15 protein-coding genes are annotated in these 13,783 nt (G+C 66.6%); 8 read left to right on the forward strand and 7 right to left on the reverse strand.

Annotated elements, in window-relative coordinates; genetic code table 11:
• Positions 1-269 precede the first annotated feature (269 nt).
• From fdhD to moaD, 5 genes are all read left to right on the forward strand, one after another.
• Positions 270-1,133 (forward strand): formate dehydrogenase accessory sulfurtransferase FdhD, encoded by an 864-nt coding sequence (fdhD, locus tag H3H55_RS36040; protein ID WP_193102895.1) that lies wholly within the window; start codon positions 270-272, stop codon positions 1,131-1,133.
• Entirely contained in the window at positions 1,130-2,344 is a 1,215-nt protein-coding gene (gene glp, locus H3H55_RS36045; protein ID WP_193102896.1) for a gephyrin-like molybdotransferase Glp, read from the forward strand. The genes fdhD and glp overlap by 4 nt, the downstream gene beginning before the upstream one ends.
• A gap of 199 nt (positions 2,345-2,543) precedes the next feature.
• A complete protein-coding gene (gene moaA, locus H3H55_RS36050) occupies positions 2,544-3,668 on the forward strand; it encodes a GTP 3',8-cyclase MoaA (protein WP_193102897.1) in 1,125 nt (374 codons plus the stop codon).
• Between the two features lie 39 nt (positions 3,669-3,707).
• Positions 3,708-4,280, forward strand: coding sequence for a molybdenum cofactor biosynthesis protein MoaE (locus H3H55_RS36055; RefSeq protein ID WP_193102898.1), 573 nt, complete (start codon positions 3,708-3,710; stop codon positions 4,278-4,280).
• Positions 4,281-4,338: 58 nt separating this feature from the next.
• Complete coding sequence (gene moaD / locus H3H55_RS36060; protein WP_193102899.1) at positions 4,339-4,596, forward strand: molybdopterin converting factor subunit 1; 258 nt, start codon at positions 4,339-4,341, stop codon at positions 4,594-4,596.
• Between the two features lie 33 nt (positions 4,597-4,629).
• Here the strand turns inward: moaD and H3H55_RS36065 are convergent, their stop codons facing one another.
• Positions 4,630-5,241: a TetR/AcrR family transcriptional regulator C-terminal domain-containing protein gene (locus H3H55_RS36065; RefSeq protein ID WP_193102900.1), complete on the reverse strand. Its 612-nt coding sequence runs from the start codon at positions 5,239-5,241 to the stop codon at positions 4,630-4,632.
• A gap of 66 nt (positions 5,242-5,307) precedes the next feature.
• On the opposite strand from H3H55_RS36065, the gene H3H55_RS36070 reads away from it, so the two are divergent.
• Positions 5,308-6,858, forward strand: a complete 1,551-nt coding sequence (locus tag H3H55_RS36070) for an FAD-dependent monooxygenase (RefSeq protein WP_193102901.1) — start codon at positions 5,308-5,310, stop codon at positions 6,856-6,858.
• A gap of 20 nt (positions 6,859-6,878) precedes the next feature.
• Here H3H55_RS36070 and H3H55_RS36075 read toward each other — a convergent pair whose 3' ends face one another.
• The 3 genes from H3H55_RS36075 to leuC form a co-directional block, all read right to left on the reverse strand.
• A complete protein-coding gene (locus tag H3H55_RS36075) occupies positions 6,879-8,201 on the reverse strand; it encodes a 2-hydroxycarboxylate transporter family protein (protein ID WP_193102902.1) in 1,323 nt (440 codons plus the stop codon).
• Positions 8,202-8,304: 103 nt separating this feature from the next.
• Entirely contained in the window at positions 8,305-8,943 is a 639-nt protein-coding gene (leuD, locus tag H3H55_RS36080; protein ID WP_193102903.1) for a 3-isopropylmalate dehydratase small subunit, read from the reverse strand.
• A complete protein-coding gene (gene leuC / locus H3H55_RS36085; RefSeq protein ID WP_193102904.1) occupies positions 8,936-10,348 on the reverse strand; it encodes a 3-isopropylmalate dehydratase large subunit in 1,413 nt (470 codons plus the stop codon). The genes leuD and leuC overlap by 8 nt, the downstream gene beginning before the upstream one ends.
• Before the next feature lie 117 nt (positions 10,349-10,465).
• Between leuC and H3H55_RS36090 the strand changes: the two genes are divergently transcribed.
• Positions 10,466-11,359: a LysR family transcriptional regulator gene (locus H3H55_RS36090; RefSeq protein ID WP_048249999.1), complete on the forward strand. Its 894-nt coding sequence runs from the start codon at positions 10,466-10,468 to the stop codon at positions 11,357-11,359.
• A 116-nt stretch (positions 11,360-11,475) separates the two neighbouring features.
• Here the strand turns inward: H3H55_RS36090 and H3H55_RS36095 are convergent, their stop codons facing one another.
• The 3 genes from H3H55_RS36095 to H3H55_RS36105 all read right to left on the reverse strand — a co-directional run bounded on the left by H3H55_RS36095 (position 11,476) and on the right by H3H55_RS36105 (position 13,199).
• The gene (locus H3H55_RS36095; protein WP_193102905.1) at positions 11,476-11,859 is read right to left on the reverse strand and encodes an ATP-dependent protease; all 384 of its coding nucleotides are present in this window, start codon (positions 11,857-11,859) and stop codon (positions 11,476-11,478) included.
• 374 nt (positions 11,860-12,233) lie between these two features.
• Positions 12,234-12,659, reverse strand: a complete 426-nt coding sequence (locus H3H55_RS36100) for a lipocalin-like domain-containing protein (RefSeq protein ID WP_193102906.1) — start codon at positions 12,657-12,659, stop codon at positions 12,234-12,236.
• Between the two features lie 30 nt (positions 12,660-12,689).
• Positions 12,690-13,199, reverse strand: coding sequence for a DUF2867 domain-containing protein (locus H3H55_RS36105; protein ID WP_129517928.1), 510 nt, complete (start codon positions 13,197-13,199; stop codon positions 12,690-12,692).
• A gap of 194 nt (positions 13,200-13,393) precedes the next feature.
• Between H3H55_RS36105 and H3H55_RS36110 the strand changes: the two genes are divergently transcribed.
• The gene (locus H3H55_RS36110) at positions 13,394-13,681 is read left to right on the forward strand and encodes a winged helix-turn-helix transcriptional regulator (protein ID WP_193103133.1); all 288 of its coding nucleotides are present in this window, start codon (positions 13,394-13,396) and stop codon (positions 13,679-13,681) included.
• The last annotated feature ends 102 nt before the right edge of the window (positions 13,682-13,783 follow it).

A 13,783-nucleotide genomic window follows, 5' to 3' on the forward strand; every position in this document is an offset into this window, starting at 1 on the left:
CGCATGGCATCGAAGCGTGAATGACGATATCGCGATTGCCACGATACTCGCAATCGCGCGAACGCGTCCTGAAACTGTGCTTTCCGTCCCGGCAAAGATGTGTGTACGGAAACGGCACAACCGGTGCCGAGCGCCGCAAGCTGTACTGCTTTCCGCGTTGCGCCGCTGTGCATCCGGCGCGCGGTTCACCACGCTTAACATGTTATGCAACGTCTGCCCGCGGCGACGGCGCCCGCCCGGCGCGCCGGCCGCCCCCTGGAGAAAACCGCATGACCCACCGAGACGATCCGACCGGCAGCACCGCGTGCGATGTCACGCGTCATCGTGCCGGCGAAGCGCGCGACACCGTCGATCGCGTCGTCGACGAAACGCCGGTTGCACTCGTGTTCAACGGCATCTCGCACACGGTGATGATGGCGACGCCGATCGACCTCGACGTGTTCGGCCTCGGCTTCGCGATGAGCGAAGGCATCGTCGAGCGCGCGTCGGACGTATTCGACATCGAAAGCGAATGCCGGCCCGACAGCGCCGAAGTGCGGCTCACCGTGTCGCAGCAAGCGTTCATGGCGCTGAAGGCGCACCGGCGCGCATTGGCCGGGCGCACCGGCTGCGGCGTATGCGGGATCGAAAGCATCGCGCAGCTCGACCTGCACCCGCCGCGCATCGCTGCCGCCGGCGCTGCCGCCGGCATCGGCGCCGACGCGATCGCACGCGCCGCACGCGCGTTGCCGGCCCGCCAGACGCTGATGCGCGAGACGGGCGGCATTCACGCGGCCGCCTGGTGCGACCGCGACGGCAGCGTGCTCGACGTGTTCGAGGACGTCGGCCGCCACAACGCGCTCGACAAGCTGATCGGCGCGCTCGCGCGGCGCCGCGCCGACCTGCGCGCGGGCTTCGTGTTCCTGTCGAGCCGCGCAAGCTACGAACTGGTGCGCAAGGCCGCGCGGGTCGGCATCCCGATGATCGCGACGATCTCGGCGCCGACGTCGCTCGCGATCGGCGTCGCCCGCGAAGCCAGCGTGCGGCTGCTCGGCTTCTGCCGCAACGACGGCTTCGTCGAATACGTATCACCCGACGCCGCTCATCCCGACCAACCGGCGCTCGCGCAAACGCATCCGGCCCTCACTTCATGAAACACCTGATCGATTTCGATACCGCGCAGCAGCATTTCGCCGGCGCGTTCGCGCCGCTCGACGCGGTCGTCTCCGTGCCGGTCGAGGACGCGGCCGGCCACGTGCTGGCCACGCCGCTGTCCGCCGTGCTCGACCAGCCGCCGGCCGACCAGAGCGCGATGGACGGCTACGCCGTGCGTCACGCGGACCTCGCGCACGGCGAGCCGCTGCACGTCGCGCAGCGCTGTTATGCGGGCGACCTACCGGCGCCGCTGGCCGCACGCACGGCCGCGCGCATCTTCACCGGCAGCGTGATGCCGCCCGGCGCGGACACCGTCGTGATGCAGGAGCACGCACGCGAACAGGACAGCTGGGTCGCGTTCGACGCACCGCAGCGCAGCGGCTCGCACATCCGCCGCCGGGGCGAGGAAGTGCGCGCCGGCGACCTGCTCGTGCCGGCCGGCGTGCGAATGGGCGCGATGCACGTCGGTGTGGCCGCCGCGCAGGGGTTCGCGCACATCGACGTGCGCCCGGCGCTGCGCGTCGGCATCCTGACGACCGGCGACGAGCTTGTCGCGTGCGGCCAGCCGCGTGCGCCGCAGCAGATCTACAACAGCAATGCGCCGATGCTCGCCGCGCTGGTATCGGGCACCGGCGCCAGCGTCACGATGCGCCTGCATGCGGCCGACACGGCAAGCGCCGTCGATCGCGCGCTGCGCGATCTGCACGCGTGCTGCGACCTGGTGATCTGCGTCGGCGGTGCATCGGTCGGCGACAAGGATCTGCTGCGCCCCGCGCTGGCCGCGCTCGGTGCGTCGTTCGTCGTCACCGGCGTGCGCATGAAGCCCGGCAAGCCGGTCGCGCTCGCGCGGCTCGACGCGCGGCCCGTGGTGCTGCTGCCCGGCAACCCAGGCGCCGCGATGACGGCGTTCGCGCTGTTCGTCGCGCCGCTGATCCGTTGCCTGCAAGGGCGTGAAGCACGCGTGCCGATCGTGCCGTCGCTGCCGATCGACATCGACTTCGAGCCGGATGCGCAGCGCGAGCGTTTCGTGCGCGTGCGCTGTGCCATCGGCCCCGGCGGTGCGCCCGTACTCGACACGTTGCGGCAGCAAGGCGCCGGCACGCTGCAGTCGCTCGTGCTGGCGAGCGGGCTCGCCCGGCTGCCGGCCGGGCAGCGCATCGCGCGCGGCGACGCCGTTCCGTATTACGAATTCGCGCACTGGCTCGCATGAGCGCGACGCCGGACACCTGCCCGCTGCGACGCCTTCGCCGCGCATGCCGCACGGCGAACTGTATTCCTGCAATTCGGGCGCGATTGTGTCCCTGCCGGAAAAGTCCCGCGGACTATCCTCACGATGAGGCCCGTCACGACCCGTGCGCCGACACGTCGGCACCCGCACGGCCGATCGGCGACGCCCCTCCGCTTACTTCATGCAGGCCGACGAACCGATCGTGAATGCCATCGTTTCCGCCGCGCCGGATGCCGCCGCTTCATCCCGCGACGCATCGCCCGGCGCCTTCTCCCGCACGTCCGACACGCTCGGCCGCCCGCTGCGCGACCTGCGCCTGTCCGTGATCGATCAATGCAACTTCCGCTGCGGCTACTGCATGCCGCGCGAAAGTTTCGGCGCAGGTTATGCGTTCATGCCGTCGTCCGAGCGGCTGTCGTTCGCGCAACTGGAAAAGATCGCACGCGCGTTCACGTCGCTCGGTGTCGAAAAAATCCGCATCACGGGCGGCGAGCCGCTGCTGCGCCGCAACCTCGAAGCGCTGATCGAACGGCTTGCCGCGTTGACGACCGTCGACGGCAAACCCGTCGAAATCGCGCTGACGACCAACGGCTCGCTGCTCGCCGCGAAGGCGCGCACGCTGCGCGACGCGGGCCTGTCGCGCGTGACCGTGAGCCTCGATGCGCTCGACGACGCGGTGTTCCGCCGGATGAGCGACGCCGACGTGCCCGTGTCACGCGTGCTCGCCGGCATCGAAGCCGCGCAGGCGGCCGGGCTCGCGCCGGTCAAGGTCAACGCGGTGATCGAGCGCGGCGCGAACGACGATCAGATCCTGCCGCTCGTGCGGCACTTCCGGCATACGGGCGTGGCCGTGCGCTTCATCGAATACATGGACGTCGGCGGCGCGAGCTTCTGGTCCGGCGACAAGGTCGTGCCAGCCGCGCGGATGCGCGCGCTGATCGATGAGCACTATCCGCTCGTGCTCGTCGGCGAACCGGGGCACGACGCGACCGCCATTCGTTGCCGGCACCTCGACGGTGCGGGCGAAGTCGGCTTCATCGCGAGCGTGTCGCATCCGTTCTGCGGCACCTGCTCGCGCGCACGCGTGTCGGCCGACGGCCAACTCTATACGTGCCTGTTCGCGACGCAAGGCACCGACCTGCGGCCGTGGCTCGACGACGCGGCATCGGTCGACACGCTCGCCGCTGCCGTGCGCGAGCGCTGGACGCAACGCGACGATCGTTATTCCGAGCGCCGGGCCGCACGGCCGGCCCGCGCACCGGGCAAGACCTATCCGACCGTGCGCATGTCGCTCGTCGGCGGCTGACGGGCCGCCGCACGACGCATTGCCTACAGGAGAACCGTCATGACGACCTTCACCGAATCCCGCGCCGGGCTGCCGGACGATCCGTTGCGCGCCGGCAGCCACCCGCATCCGGCCGACGCGGCCGCCCCGCACACCGAGCCGCCGCCGGCGATTGCCGCCGGCTTCGAAGTGCGCGTGCAGTACGCGCCGATCGATGCAGGCGTGGAGCTCGCGCCGATCGTTCGTAATCCGAATGTCGGCGCGGTCGTGAATTTTCTCGGCGTCGTGCGCAACGAAGGCGACGTCGACGACGTCGTCGCGCTCGAGGTCGAGCACTACCCGACGATGACCGAACAGGCCCTGTGGAGCATCGTCGAGGAAGCCAGCGCGCGCTGGCGGCTCGAAGCGGTCAGGATCGTGCACCGCGTCGGGCGCATTCCGCTCGGCCAGGCGGTCGTGCTGGTGGTGGTGGCCGCCGCGCATCGTGCGTCCGCGTTCGATGCGTGCGAATTCCTGATGGACTTCCTGAAGACCCACGCGCCGTTCTGGAAGAAGGAGATTCGCCACGACGGCGAATCCGGCTGGGTCGAGGCGAAGGCGCACGACGACCAGGCCATGCGGCGCTGGGGCTGACCGCGCCCGTTGCGCGTTTTCCGATTCCGATTCCGCCGATCTTGTTCCAGACACCGCGATGAAACTGACGATCAAATACTTTGCAAGCATTCGCGAACAACTCGATCTCGACGAGGAAGTCGTCGAGATCGACGCGCGGGAACTCACCGTCGACGCGCTGCGCAGCACGCTGGCCGCACGCGACGCGCGCAGTGCCGAAGCGCTGCGGACGGACCGGCCCGTGCGCGCGGCCGTCAATCTCGAGATGGTGACGGGCGGGTTCGTCGTGCGGGAGGACAGCGAGGTGGCGTTTTTCCCGCCGGTGACGGGCGGATAACACGCAAGGCGCGCGAGTCCCACGGGTGCCCGGCTACGCGCACCCCACCCGCTGCCGCAAGCCGTCGACGATCAGCCCGAGCCCGAATTCGAACGCCAGGCCGGGATCGATCGGCGCCATCGCCATCCCGCTCATCCGCTGCCGGCCGCCGGCTTCATCCGGGCGCGCCGATTCGTCGGCCCCGCCTTCGTGCGCGGCCTGCTGCTCCAGCACGCAGCCGATCGTGAACTGGCCGGCGGCCAGCAGCGCCATCCCTGCCTCCTGCTCGGTCAGGCCGGCACGCACCAGATACGCGATTTTCGGCCGGATCCGCCCGACCGCGTCCGGGTCGGGCGTCGAGCCCGCATGTAGCCGCGCGCCGTCGCGATGCGCAAGCAATGCGCGGCGGAAGCTGCGCGCGTTGTCCGCAAACCAGGTGTCCCACTGCGCGATATTGGCCGGCACGTCGAGCGTGTGATGCCGCGCCAAGGCGACGGCCGCCATTTCCGCCAGCAGCACCGACTTGTCGCGGTAATGCCAGTAAAGCGCCGCCGACTCGACACCAAGCCGCTGCGCGAGACGCCGCGTCGTCAACGCATCGAGCCCCTGTTCGTCGAGCAGTTCGAGCGCCGCATCCACGATTTCGTCACGTCGTATCTTCGCCATGCTTGATTTTCTCTATCGATGATAGATAAACTTATCAGTGATAAATTTTACGCGAAGGTGTGCCCGATGCCTACCCCTGTCACCACGACGCCGGTCCTGATCGCCGGCGGCGGGCTGGTCGGCCTGTCCGCCGCGCTGTTCCTGCAGCGCCTCGACGTCCCGTTCATCCTCGTCGAGAAAAGCGCGGGCGTGTCGCCGCTGCCGCGCGCACGCGGCATCCACCTGCGGACGATGGAACTGTTCCGCCAGGCCGGCGTGGAGGACGCGGTCAAGGAAACGGCGGCCGGTGCGTGGCGCCAGGGCGCGTTCGGCGGCGCGCGCCGCGGGCGCACGCTGGTCGACGCGCAGCCGGTCGTCGACATCGCCGCGATGCGATCGAAGATGGCCGCGATCGCGCCGTCGCCTTCGAGCTTCACCGCATGCCCGCAGACGCTGATCGAGCCCGTGCTGCGCCGGCACGTCGAAGCGCGCGGCGCCGACGTGCGCTTCGGCCATGAACTCGTGTCGTTCGCCGCGACGGGCGACGCCCTCCTCGCGACCGTGCGCGGCCCGGGCGGGCAAGAAACGGCGATCGAAGCCGCGTGGCTCGTCGGCGCCGACGGCGGCGGCAGCTTCGTGCGCAGGCAACTCGGCATCGACACGGCCGACACGCCGGCGCCGCAGCACTTCGTCAATATCTTCTTTCATGCGGATCTTGGCGAGATCGTGCAGGGCCGCACGTTCAGCCAGTGCGAGATCGCGAACCCGACCGTGCGCGGCCTGTTCCTCGCGATGGACAACGCGGACAAGTGGTCCTTCCATCTCGAGTACGACCCGGCACAAGGCCCGCCGGCCGACCACGCGCTGCCCGGCCTCGTGCGCGCCGCACTCGGGCTGGACCACGTCGAGATCGACATTCAGAGCCGCGGCACGTGGAACACGGGCGTGCGCGTGGCGACCCGCTACCGGTCGAGCCGTGCGTTCCTGTGCGGCGACGCCGCGCACGTGATGCCGCCGTGGGGCGGATTCAACGCGACCACCGGCATCGCGGACGCGCACAACCTCGCATGGAAGCTCGCCGCGACGCTGAGCGGCGACGCGGATGCGTCGCTGCTCGACAGCTACGAGATCGAGCGACGGCCGCTGGCCGTGCGCAACGGCCACCAGGCGCTGTTGCGCACTGACTTCGACGCACGCTTCGGCATCGAGACCGACGCCAACCGGGGTGTCTTCGCCAAGCTGCTCGACACCGGCGACGTGCTGCTGCGGCATCGTTATCCCGATGCCGGCGCACCGGCGCGCGACACGCCGCCCGCTTCCGTTGCGCAACTGCGCGCGCAAACCGGCACGCGCTTTCCGCATGCGTGGATCCGGCGTGACGGCCGGCAGGTGTCGACGCTCGACCTGTTCGGTAGCGGCTACGTGCTGCTCGCGGGCCCGAACGCGTCGGTCGCATCGTCGAGCCGTGCGAGCCTGAACCACGCCACACCGGCCGTCCTCGTCGCCGCCAGGGATTTCGAGTTCGTCGAAGCGGCGGCCGGCTGGCATGCGTTGACCGCGCTGCCCGACGACGGCCACGTGCTGGTCCGCCCTGACGGGTTCGTGCTGCGCCGCTCGGACGAACCATTGCGCGATTGACGATCAGCAGGCCGTCGGCATCAATGCAGCCACTTCATCATGATCGTCGCGAACACAACCATCGCGGCGCCGCCGATGCGCGTCGAGATCTGCGCGAACGGCATCAGCCCCATCCGGTTCGACGACGACAGGATCGCCACGTCGCCGGTGCCACCCAGCCCGCTATGGCACGCGGTGATGATCGCGGATTCCACCGGATACATCTTCAGCGCGGCGCCGACGAAAAAGCCCGACACGACCATCGCGATCACGATCGACGCGCAGATCACGAAGTACCCGGGCGAGAACGCGCCGACGAGCTTGTCCCACGACACGAACAACGTGCCGAGCCCGACGAGGATCGCGAACGTCAGGTTCGTCGACATGAACTTGTACATCTGGTACGCGCCGATTTCCATCGATTCGGGAATCGCGCGGCACACCTTCAGCAGCGCCGCCGCGACGATCATCAGCACCGGGCCCGGGATGCCGGTGAGCGGCGCCAGCAACCCGCCGAGGATGAACAGCGTGCACGCGAGCAGTAGGCCGAACCCCATCAGCCGCAGGTCCAGCTCGGCCTCGGCCTTTTGCGCGGCGAGCAATTCGCGATCCTCGCCGGTCTTCACCAGCAGGCCGTCGCCGCTGTACGCACGATGCTTTTCGCCGAAACGCTTCAGCAGGCCGCTCGCGAGGATCGCGACGACGTTGCCGATCAACGCGGCCGGCACCATCATCGCGATCAGATGCCCTTGCGCGGCGCCGGTGATCTCCGAATAACCGATCGACAGCGGCAGGATGCCTTCGCCGATGCCGCCGCCGAGGATCGGCATCACGATATAGAAGAACGTGTGCTGCGGGCCGTAGCCGAACGCGAGGCCGACGGCGATCCCCGCCGCGATCGCGGCCACGGTACCGACGAGCAACGGCACGAACATCTTGAGAAAGCCCTGGATCAGGATCTTCCGGTTCATCCCGAGCATGCTCCCGGCGACCAGGCACGCAATGTAGAGGTACTGAAGATTGGCCGTCTTCATCGTCACCGTGATCGCCTTCAGCGTCGCGTCGTCCATCAGCCGGTAACCGAGCAGCGCCGACGGCACGAACAGGCACAGAATCGCGGGGCCGCCGATATGGCGAAACACCGGAATCCGGCGGCCGATCTCGCCGAGCAGCAGCCCGGACAGCATCAGCACCGCGCAGCCGCCGATCATGTCGTTCGGCAGCCGTTTAGTGATGGCCGCCAGGACCGTGACGAGCGCGAGCGCGACAAACATCGGCAGAGGCATCCCGCCAATCTTCAGGTTGAACAGCGACGATAGTCGCGTGTGCGGCGACACGCTCGTCTGCACGGGGGAAGCTTCCATTTCATGTCTCCAGTTTTGTATTCCGATCGCACTTCGGCAGGGCTGGCCGGAACCGCGTGGCACGCGTCCGGCCCCGTGCTGCGGGCGCTCTCAGGCGCCTCTGTCACACTGCGCGCTGCTGCTTCGGCAGATCGATCTTCATCCACCGATGCGCCGCATGATGGCGCGCCTCGAACGCATCGATCGCGTTGCTGTCGGCGAGCGTCATGCCGATCATGTCCACCCCCTCGACGAACATGCGCTTCTGCCGCTCGGGCAGATCGAACGGGTATTCGCTTCCGTCCACCGTCGTGACGACCTGGCGCAGCACGTCGATCGTCAGCGTGCTCGTCGCCGGATTACCGGCCTGTTCAACGAGCGTCGACACGACGGCGGGATCGAGCATCACCAGCAACAGCCGGTTGTTCAGCGCGTTGAAGTAGAAGATCTCGCCGAAGCTCGGCGCGATCACCGCGTCGAAGCCCGCCTGCTGCAAGCCCCACACCGCGTGTTCTCGGCTGGAGCCGCAACCGAAATTGGCACCCGCAACGAGGATGCGCGCACCTTGATACTCGGGGCGATTCAGCACGAAATCCGGCCGCGGCGCGCCCTCACCGTCGTGGCGGAGGTCGTACAGCACGCCGCGCGCGAGCCCCGACTTGTCGATGCCGAACAGAAACTGCTTCGGCATGATCTGGTCGGTATCGAGATTGTTCAGCGGCAGCGGCGCGGCGATGCCGGTGACGAATGCGTGCTCAGGCATGGTCGAACTCCTTGCGTACGTCGACGATGCGTCCGGCCAGCGCGGCGGCGGCGGCCATCGCCGGACTCATCAGGTGGGTGCGGGCGCCGCGCCCCTGGCGCCCTTCGAAATTGCGATTCGTCGTCGATGCGCAGCGTTGGCCGGGTTGCAGGATGTCGTCGTTCATCGCGAGGCACATCGAGCAGCCGGGCTGGCGCCATTCGAAGCCCGCGTCGATCAACGTGCCCGCGATGCCTTCGCGTTCGGCCTGCTCCCGCACCGCGATCGACCCGGGCACGACCATCGCGCGCACCGACGGCGCGACCGTGCGGCCACGCACGACGTCCGCGACGGCGCGCAAATCCTCGATGCGCGCATTCGTGCACGAGCCGATGAACACGTGATCGACCGCCAGGCCATCGATCGCCTGCCCGGCATCGAGCCCCATGTAGTCGAGCGCCTTGCGTGCGTTGTCGTGCTCGAGCGGTTCGGCCGACAGCGCCGGGATGCGTGCGGTAATCGCGATCGCCTGGTCGGGGCTCGTGCCCCAGGTCACGAACGGCGCGACGTCCGCCGCCTCGAAGCGATGCGTGACGTCGAACTGCGCGTCCGCGTCGGATTTCAGTTGCGTCCACTGCGCTGCAGCCTCCGCAATTTGATCGGCGGGCAGATCGCGGATCCGGTCGCGCACATACGCGACCGTCGTCTCGTCGGGCGCGATGAGCGCACCGCGCGCACCGGCTTCCACCGTCATGTTGCACAGGGTCATGCGCGCTTCGGCGCTCAGCGCGGCGATCGCCGGCCCGTCGTACTCGACGACGAAACCGCGCGCACCCTGCGCGCCGATCTTCGAGATGATGTAGAGAACGAGATCCTTCGACGTGGTGCCGGCAGGCAGCGCGCCGTCGACACGGATGCGCATGTCGCGCGCGACGCGGTACACCAGCGTTTGCGTGGCGAGCACATGCTCGACTTCCGACGTGCCGATGCCGAAGCCGAGCGCGCCCAGCGCACCGTAGGTCGTCGTGTGGCTGTCGCCGCACAGCACGACCATGCCGGGCCGGATCAGGCCGATCTCGGGCGCGACCACATGCTCGATGCCCTGCTCTGCGTCCTGCACGTCGAACAGGTGAATGCCGTGCTTGCGGCAGTTGCGCGTGAAGTTCGCCGCCTGGCTGGCCGCCGCGTCGATCACGATCGTGCGCTTGTCGACCGGCACCGGATGCGTCGGGATCACATGATCGACGATGCCCATCTGCTTTTCCGGGCAGCGCACCGGCAGGTTCTTTTCCGCGAGCCCCGCGAACGCCTGCGGGCTCGTGTACTCGTTCATGATGTGCAGGTCGGCGTAGAGCACGACATGCTGCTCGTCGACCGGGAACACCGTGTGGCTCGCCACGATCTTCCGGTAAAGCGTCTGTCCCATCGTTCCTCCGGTTTTCTTGCGAAAACGCCCTGGTCCGGACGTTTCGGCAAGTGTAATTTGGAGGGTGACGCCTTAAAATGCGTCGTGGCTTAACCCATTATTAAATGAAACTTTAAGATGGATCCGATCGCAGACCTGGAGTTCTTCGCGCGGCTCGTCACGCACGGCAGCCTGTCGGCGCTCGCGCGCGATCTCGGCGTGACACCGCCCGCCGTCAGTGCGCGGCTCAACCAGATCGAGCGGCGCCTCGGCGTGAAGCTGCTGAACCGCACCACGCGGCGGCTGGCGATGACCAACGAGGGCGAGGTGTATCTCGCGACGGGCTCGAAGCTGCTGGAGCAGGTGCACGAACTCGAGCGCACGGTGTCGAGCAGCCGCAACCAGCCGCAGGGCTTGCTGAAGGTCAACGCGACCTTCGGCTTCGGGCGCCGCCACATCGTGCCCGCGCTGTCCGCGTTTCGCGAGCGTCATCCGGAGGTCGAGATCCAGCTGGAGCTCACCGACCGCCCGATGAGCCTCGCCGAACTCGCGTACGACGTGGGTATCCGGTTCGGCGAACTGCCCGACCAGCGCGTGGTGGGACGCAAGCTCGCGGCGAACCGGCGCTTCGTCTGCGCGGCGCCGGGCTACCTGAAGGCGCACGGCGTCCCCAAGGTGCCCGGCGACCTGCGCGGCCACCGCTGCATCGTGCTGCGCGAGAACGACACCGCGTATGGCACGTGGCACTTCACGAAGGGCAAGCGCCATGAACTCGTCAAGGTGCATGGCGTGATGAGCAGCAACGACGGCGAAGCGACGCTGCGCTGGGCGATCGACGGGCACGGCGTGCTGGTGCGGTCCGAGTGGGACGCGCAGCCGTTCATCGATTCGGGCGCGCTGACGAGAGTGCTCGCGGACTGGTCGTTACCGCCGTCGGATATCTATGCGGTCTATCCGGAGCGGCTGAACCTGTCGGCGAAGGTGCGCGTGTTTATTGATTTTCTTTGCGAGTATCTGGAGCGGCGTGGTTGATGCGGGTGGAAAGAACGAGGCTCTTGGGAGATCTTCGAGGATGTTGCTAACGCCCCGTTGCTGCCGCTCGAGCCGTTGCACCCAGCACGACTTGAGATCCCGATGGCAAGCAACGATCAGAGATCTCCGCGCACTTCACCGGTTCCCAGCGCGCTCCGCTGCCGGTTGACTTCCGCCCAAAGCTCATCGCTGTCGTCATTGCGCAGCAGGACCATCCCGTCCAGTTGATCGTCGGTCACGCCGAAGTATTCCAGGATTTCCTGGCGAATCGCATCGATGAACTGCGCGTATTCCGGGGTTGCCTGGGCCTGCGCGTGCAAGGCATCGTATGCTGCATCGTCCGCGCCACCGCCGTGCTCGTCGATATAGCGCGAGATCCATTGGTCTCGTTCGTGGTCGTAATCAGCCTCGGCGCGCATCGCTTGCACGGCCGTGTAGAAATCCAATTGGGCAAACGCGGCGATCGCCGCCGTTGTCGCCTCGTCGAAGGTAGTCGTCATTCCATCTCTCATGTTAGTCAGGGCGCATCATCGCGCGGGCCGCACCCGGGCAGGTGCCTCGAATCCGCACGGTGCAACACGCCGCCTGGCTCCGATGTTTGCGCCCGTGCAAAGGCACCATGATTGGGAGGTTCACGCCTTCGAGTGCGCCACTCATCGGGGCCGCACGGGCGACAGGATACTCATTTTTCTGTACTGCAGCGATGCAAACAACCGGGCGCGGCAGATCGCAGAACAAGCTCCGAGCGTATCGCTGGCACTTAAGCGCCAATACGGGCACTGGTCGTGAATTGCTCATAATGGTCGAACTCCGCCGGATACCTCCCCGGTGGTCCGTTACTGGCTCAAAAATTGCGAACTCGGCGTCGCGAAAATTACTCACGCCTAAAGCTGAGAATAGCCCGTCCGATTGGATTTCCGGACACTAACGGATTCGGCATCCAGGCCGTGCTGACCTCAAGCGTTTCTCCATCAAGCTTGTAGAAGCGTTCCTGCTCACTACCGTTCCAGGCTTCATTCCACGACGAGTCAATCTTTGTAATGAACCTGTCGTCATCTATCCGATACCGTCCTGTATAGGCCATCACGGTACGGAAGAGTGCCACCATCTTCTCATCCGTGTTTCCGGGCTCCCGCGTCTTTGCGGTAACCAATACCATCATTCGCCCATCAGAGCTGAAGATAAGGTACCCGTTCGGGTCTGCGCCCCAAGGTTGAGTGCGCTCGTTTGAATCCTGAAGCTCGGCATCGAAAGAGATCAGCCGCCAGCAACCGTGGAGTTCTGCGTCGTGCTCAGTCATGTTTCCGCCCGCCCTGCCGCCAACGCATACTCAAGTCGTCATTTCCCTTACTGCTCGTTCCAGATTCGCCCGCACAATAACGCGATGAAACGGCGCAATGCTCGCAAGATAGATACGTCCCAGTCTGTTATGACAGTGCACCACTGTGCCCGCAAGCAGCTCGCGCCCATTTTCCGCATCGGCGAGCAGTTGGATGGTGACGCGAAAGTCCAGATGCCGGTCATCCGCGCCAACGATCAACTCCGTCGCGCTCCTTGACAGCACCGGCAAGTAGCCGATAACCGGTCCGCGCGCCGCGCCGGCAAGACCAACGGCGCGAGACGATTTGACGCCGACTGTCGCCATCACCACATCGCGGACATACGTGAGCGCACGAATCCATCCCGCCTGGTGCTCGAACGCGGTACGTGCCAGCACCTCGAGATTGTCGCTAGCTTCGGCCGGCAATCGAATTGCAAAGGCATCCAGCAGGTCCGCACCCGCGTAGAGCGGCACAAGCACACTGTCACTAGGCATGGGCACGGCGCGCGCTTTGGTCATGAGTTCAGGTACCGGATGCTGGGGACGGGAGTAGCAACGACCTCGACATGTGCTACTCTTTTCGTAGCAAAGAGAATGTAGCGAATTTTCCTGACATGCGCTACTGATTTGATAGCACCTTTGGAGCAAAAGACGTGGCCGACACACCTCTCCCGGGCAATCCGGTGCGTGGCTCCCGCACAGGCCAGCCCGTTATGGCGCTGTTCGATCTTCTTGGGCGCAACTGGACCATGAGAATATTGTGGGAGTTGTGCCATCACGGACCATGCACGTTTCGAGAATTGCAAGGTCGGTGTGAGTCCGTTTCTCCTGGTGTCCTCAACTCGCGTCTCAAGGAACTCCGCGAGTCGCAACTCGTCGAGCTTGGTGCCGAGGGCTACCAGCCGACGTCCATGGGAAGGAGCTTGTTTGAACTACTCCTTCCGTTGGATCGGTGGTCGAAACGCTGGGCGACTTCATTGGCGCGCGATCAGTTGCCATGAACCTGGAAACTGCAGCTGGATGCGTCCGAGCGGGCTGCCATGCGGTGCGTGGGTAAGGAGGCGCAACGCCACCCGCGTGCCGTACACCGGTAGACTCCCACC

The organism is Burkholderia sp. Z1 (genome assembly GCF_014893795.1).
Classification (GTDB): domain Bacteria; phylum Pseudomonadota; class Gammaproteobacteria; order Burkholderiales; family Burkholderiaceae; genus Burkholderia; species Burkholderia theae.

Coding starts and splice junctions, on each gene's coding strand:
- H3H55_RS36070 (WP_193102901.1), top strand. CDS start 5,308: ATGCCTACCCCTGTCACCACGACGCCGGTCCTGATCGCCGGCGGCGGG.
- H3H55_RS36075 (WP_193102902.1), bottom strand. CDS start 8,201: ATGGAAGCTTCCCCCGTGCAGACGAGCGTGTCGCCGCACACGCGACTA.
- H3H55_RS36105 (WP_129517928.1), bottom strand. CDS start 13,199: ATGACCAAAGCGCGCGCCGTGCCCATGCCTAGTGACAGTGTGCTTGTG.
- moaD (WP_193102899.1), top strand. CDS start 4,339: ATGAAACTGACGATCAAATACTTTGCAAGCATTCGCGAACAACTCGAT.
- H3H55_RS36055 (WP_193102898.1), top strand. CDS start 3,708: ATGACGACCTTCACCGAATCCCGCGCCGGGCTGCCGGACGATCCGTTG.
- leuC (WP_193102904.1), bottom strand. CDS start 10,348: ATGGGACAGACGCTTTACCGGAAGATCGTGGCGAGCCACACGGTGTTC.
- H3H55_RS36095 (WP_193102905.1), bottom strand. CDS start 11,859: ATGACGACTACCTTCGACGAGGCGACAACGGCGGCGATCGCCGCGTTT.
- H3H55_RS36100 (WP_193102906.1), bottom strand. CDS start 12,659: ATGACTGAGCACGACGCAGAACTCCACGGTTGCTGGCGGCTGATCTCT.
- leuD (WP_193102903.1), bottom strand. CDS start 8,943: ATGCCTGAGCACGCATTCGTCACCGGCATCGCCGCGCCGCTGCCGCTG.
- glp (WP_193102896.1), top strand. CDS start 1,130: ATGAAACACCTGATCGATTTCGATACCGCGCAGCAGCATTTCGCCGGC.
- fdhD (WP_193102895.1), top strand. CDS start 270: ATGACCCACCGAGACGATCCGACCGGCAGCACCGCGTGCGATGTCACG.
- H3H55_RS36065 (WP_193102900.1), bottom strand. CDS start 5,241: ATGGCGAAGATACGACGTGACGAAATCGTGGATGCGGCGCTCGAACTG.
- moaA (WP_193102897.1), top strand. CDS start 2,544: ATGCAGGCCGACGAACCGATCGTGAATGCCATCGTTTCCGCCGCGCCG.
- H3H55_RS36090 (WP_048249999.1), top strand. CDS start 10,466: ATGGATCCGATCGCAGACCTGGAGTTCTTCGCGCGGCTCGTCACGCAC.
- H3H55_RS36110 (WP_193103133.1), top strand. CDS start 13,394: ATGGCGCTGTTCGATCTTCTTGGGCGCAACTGGACCATGAGAATATTG.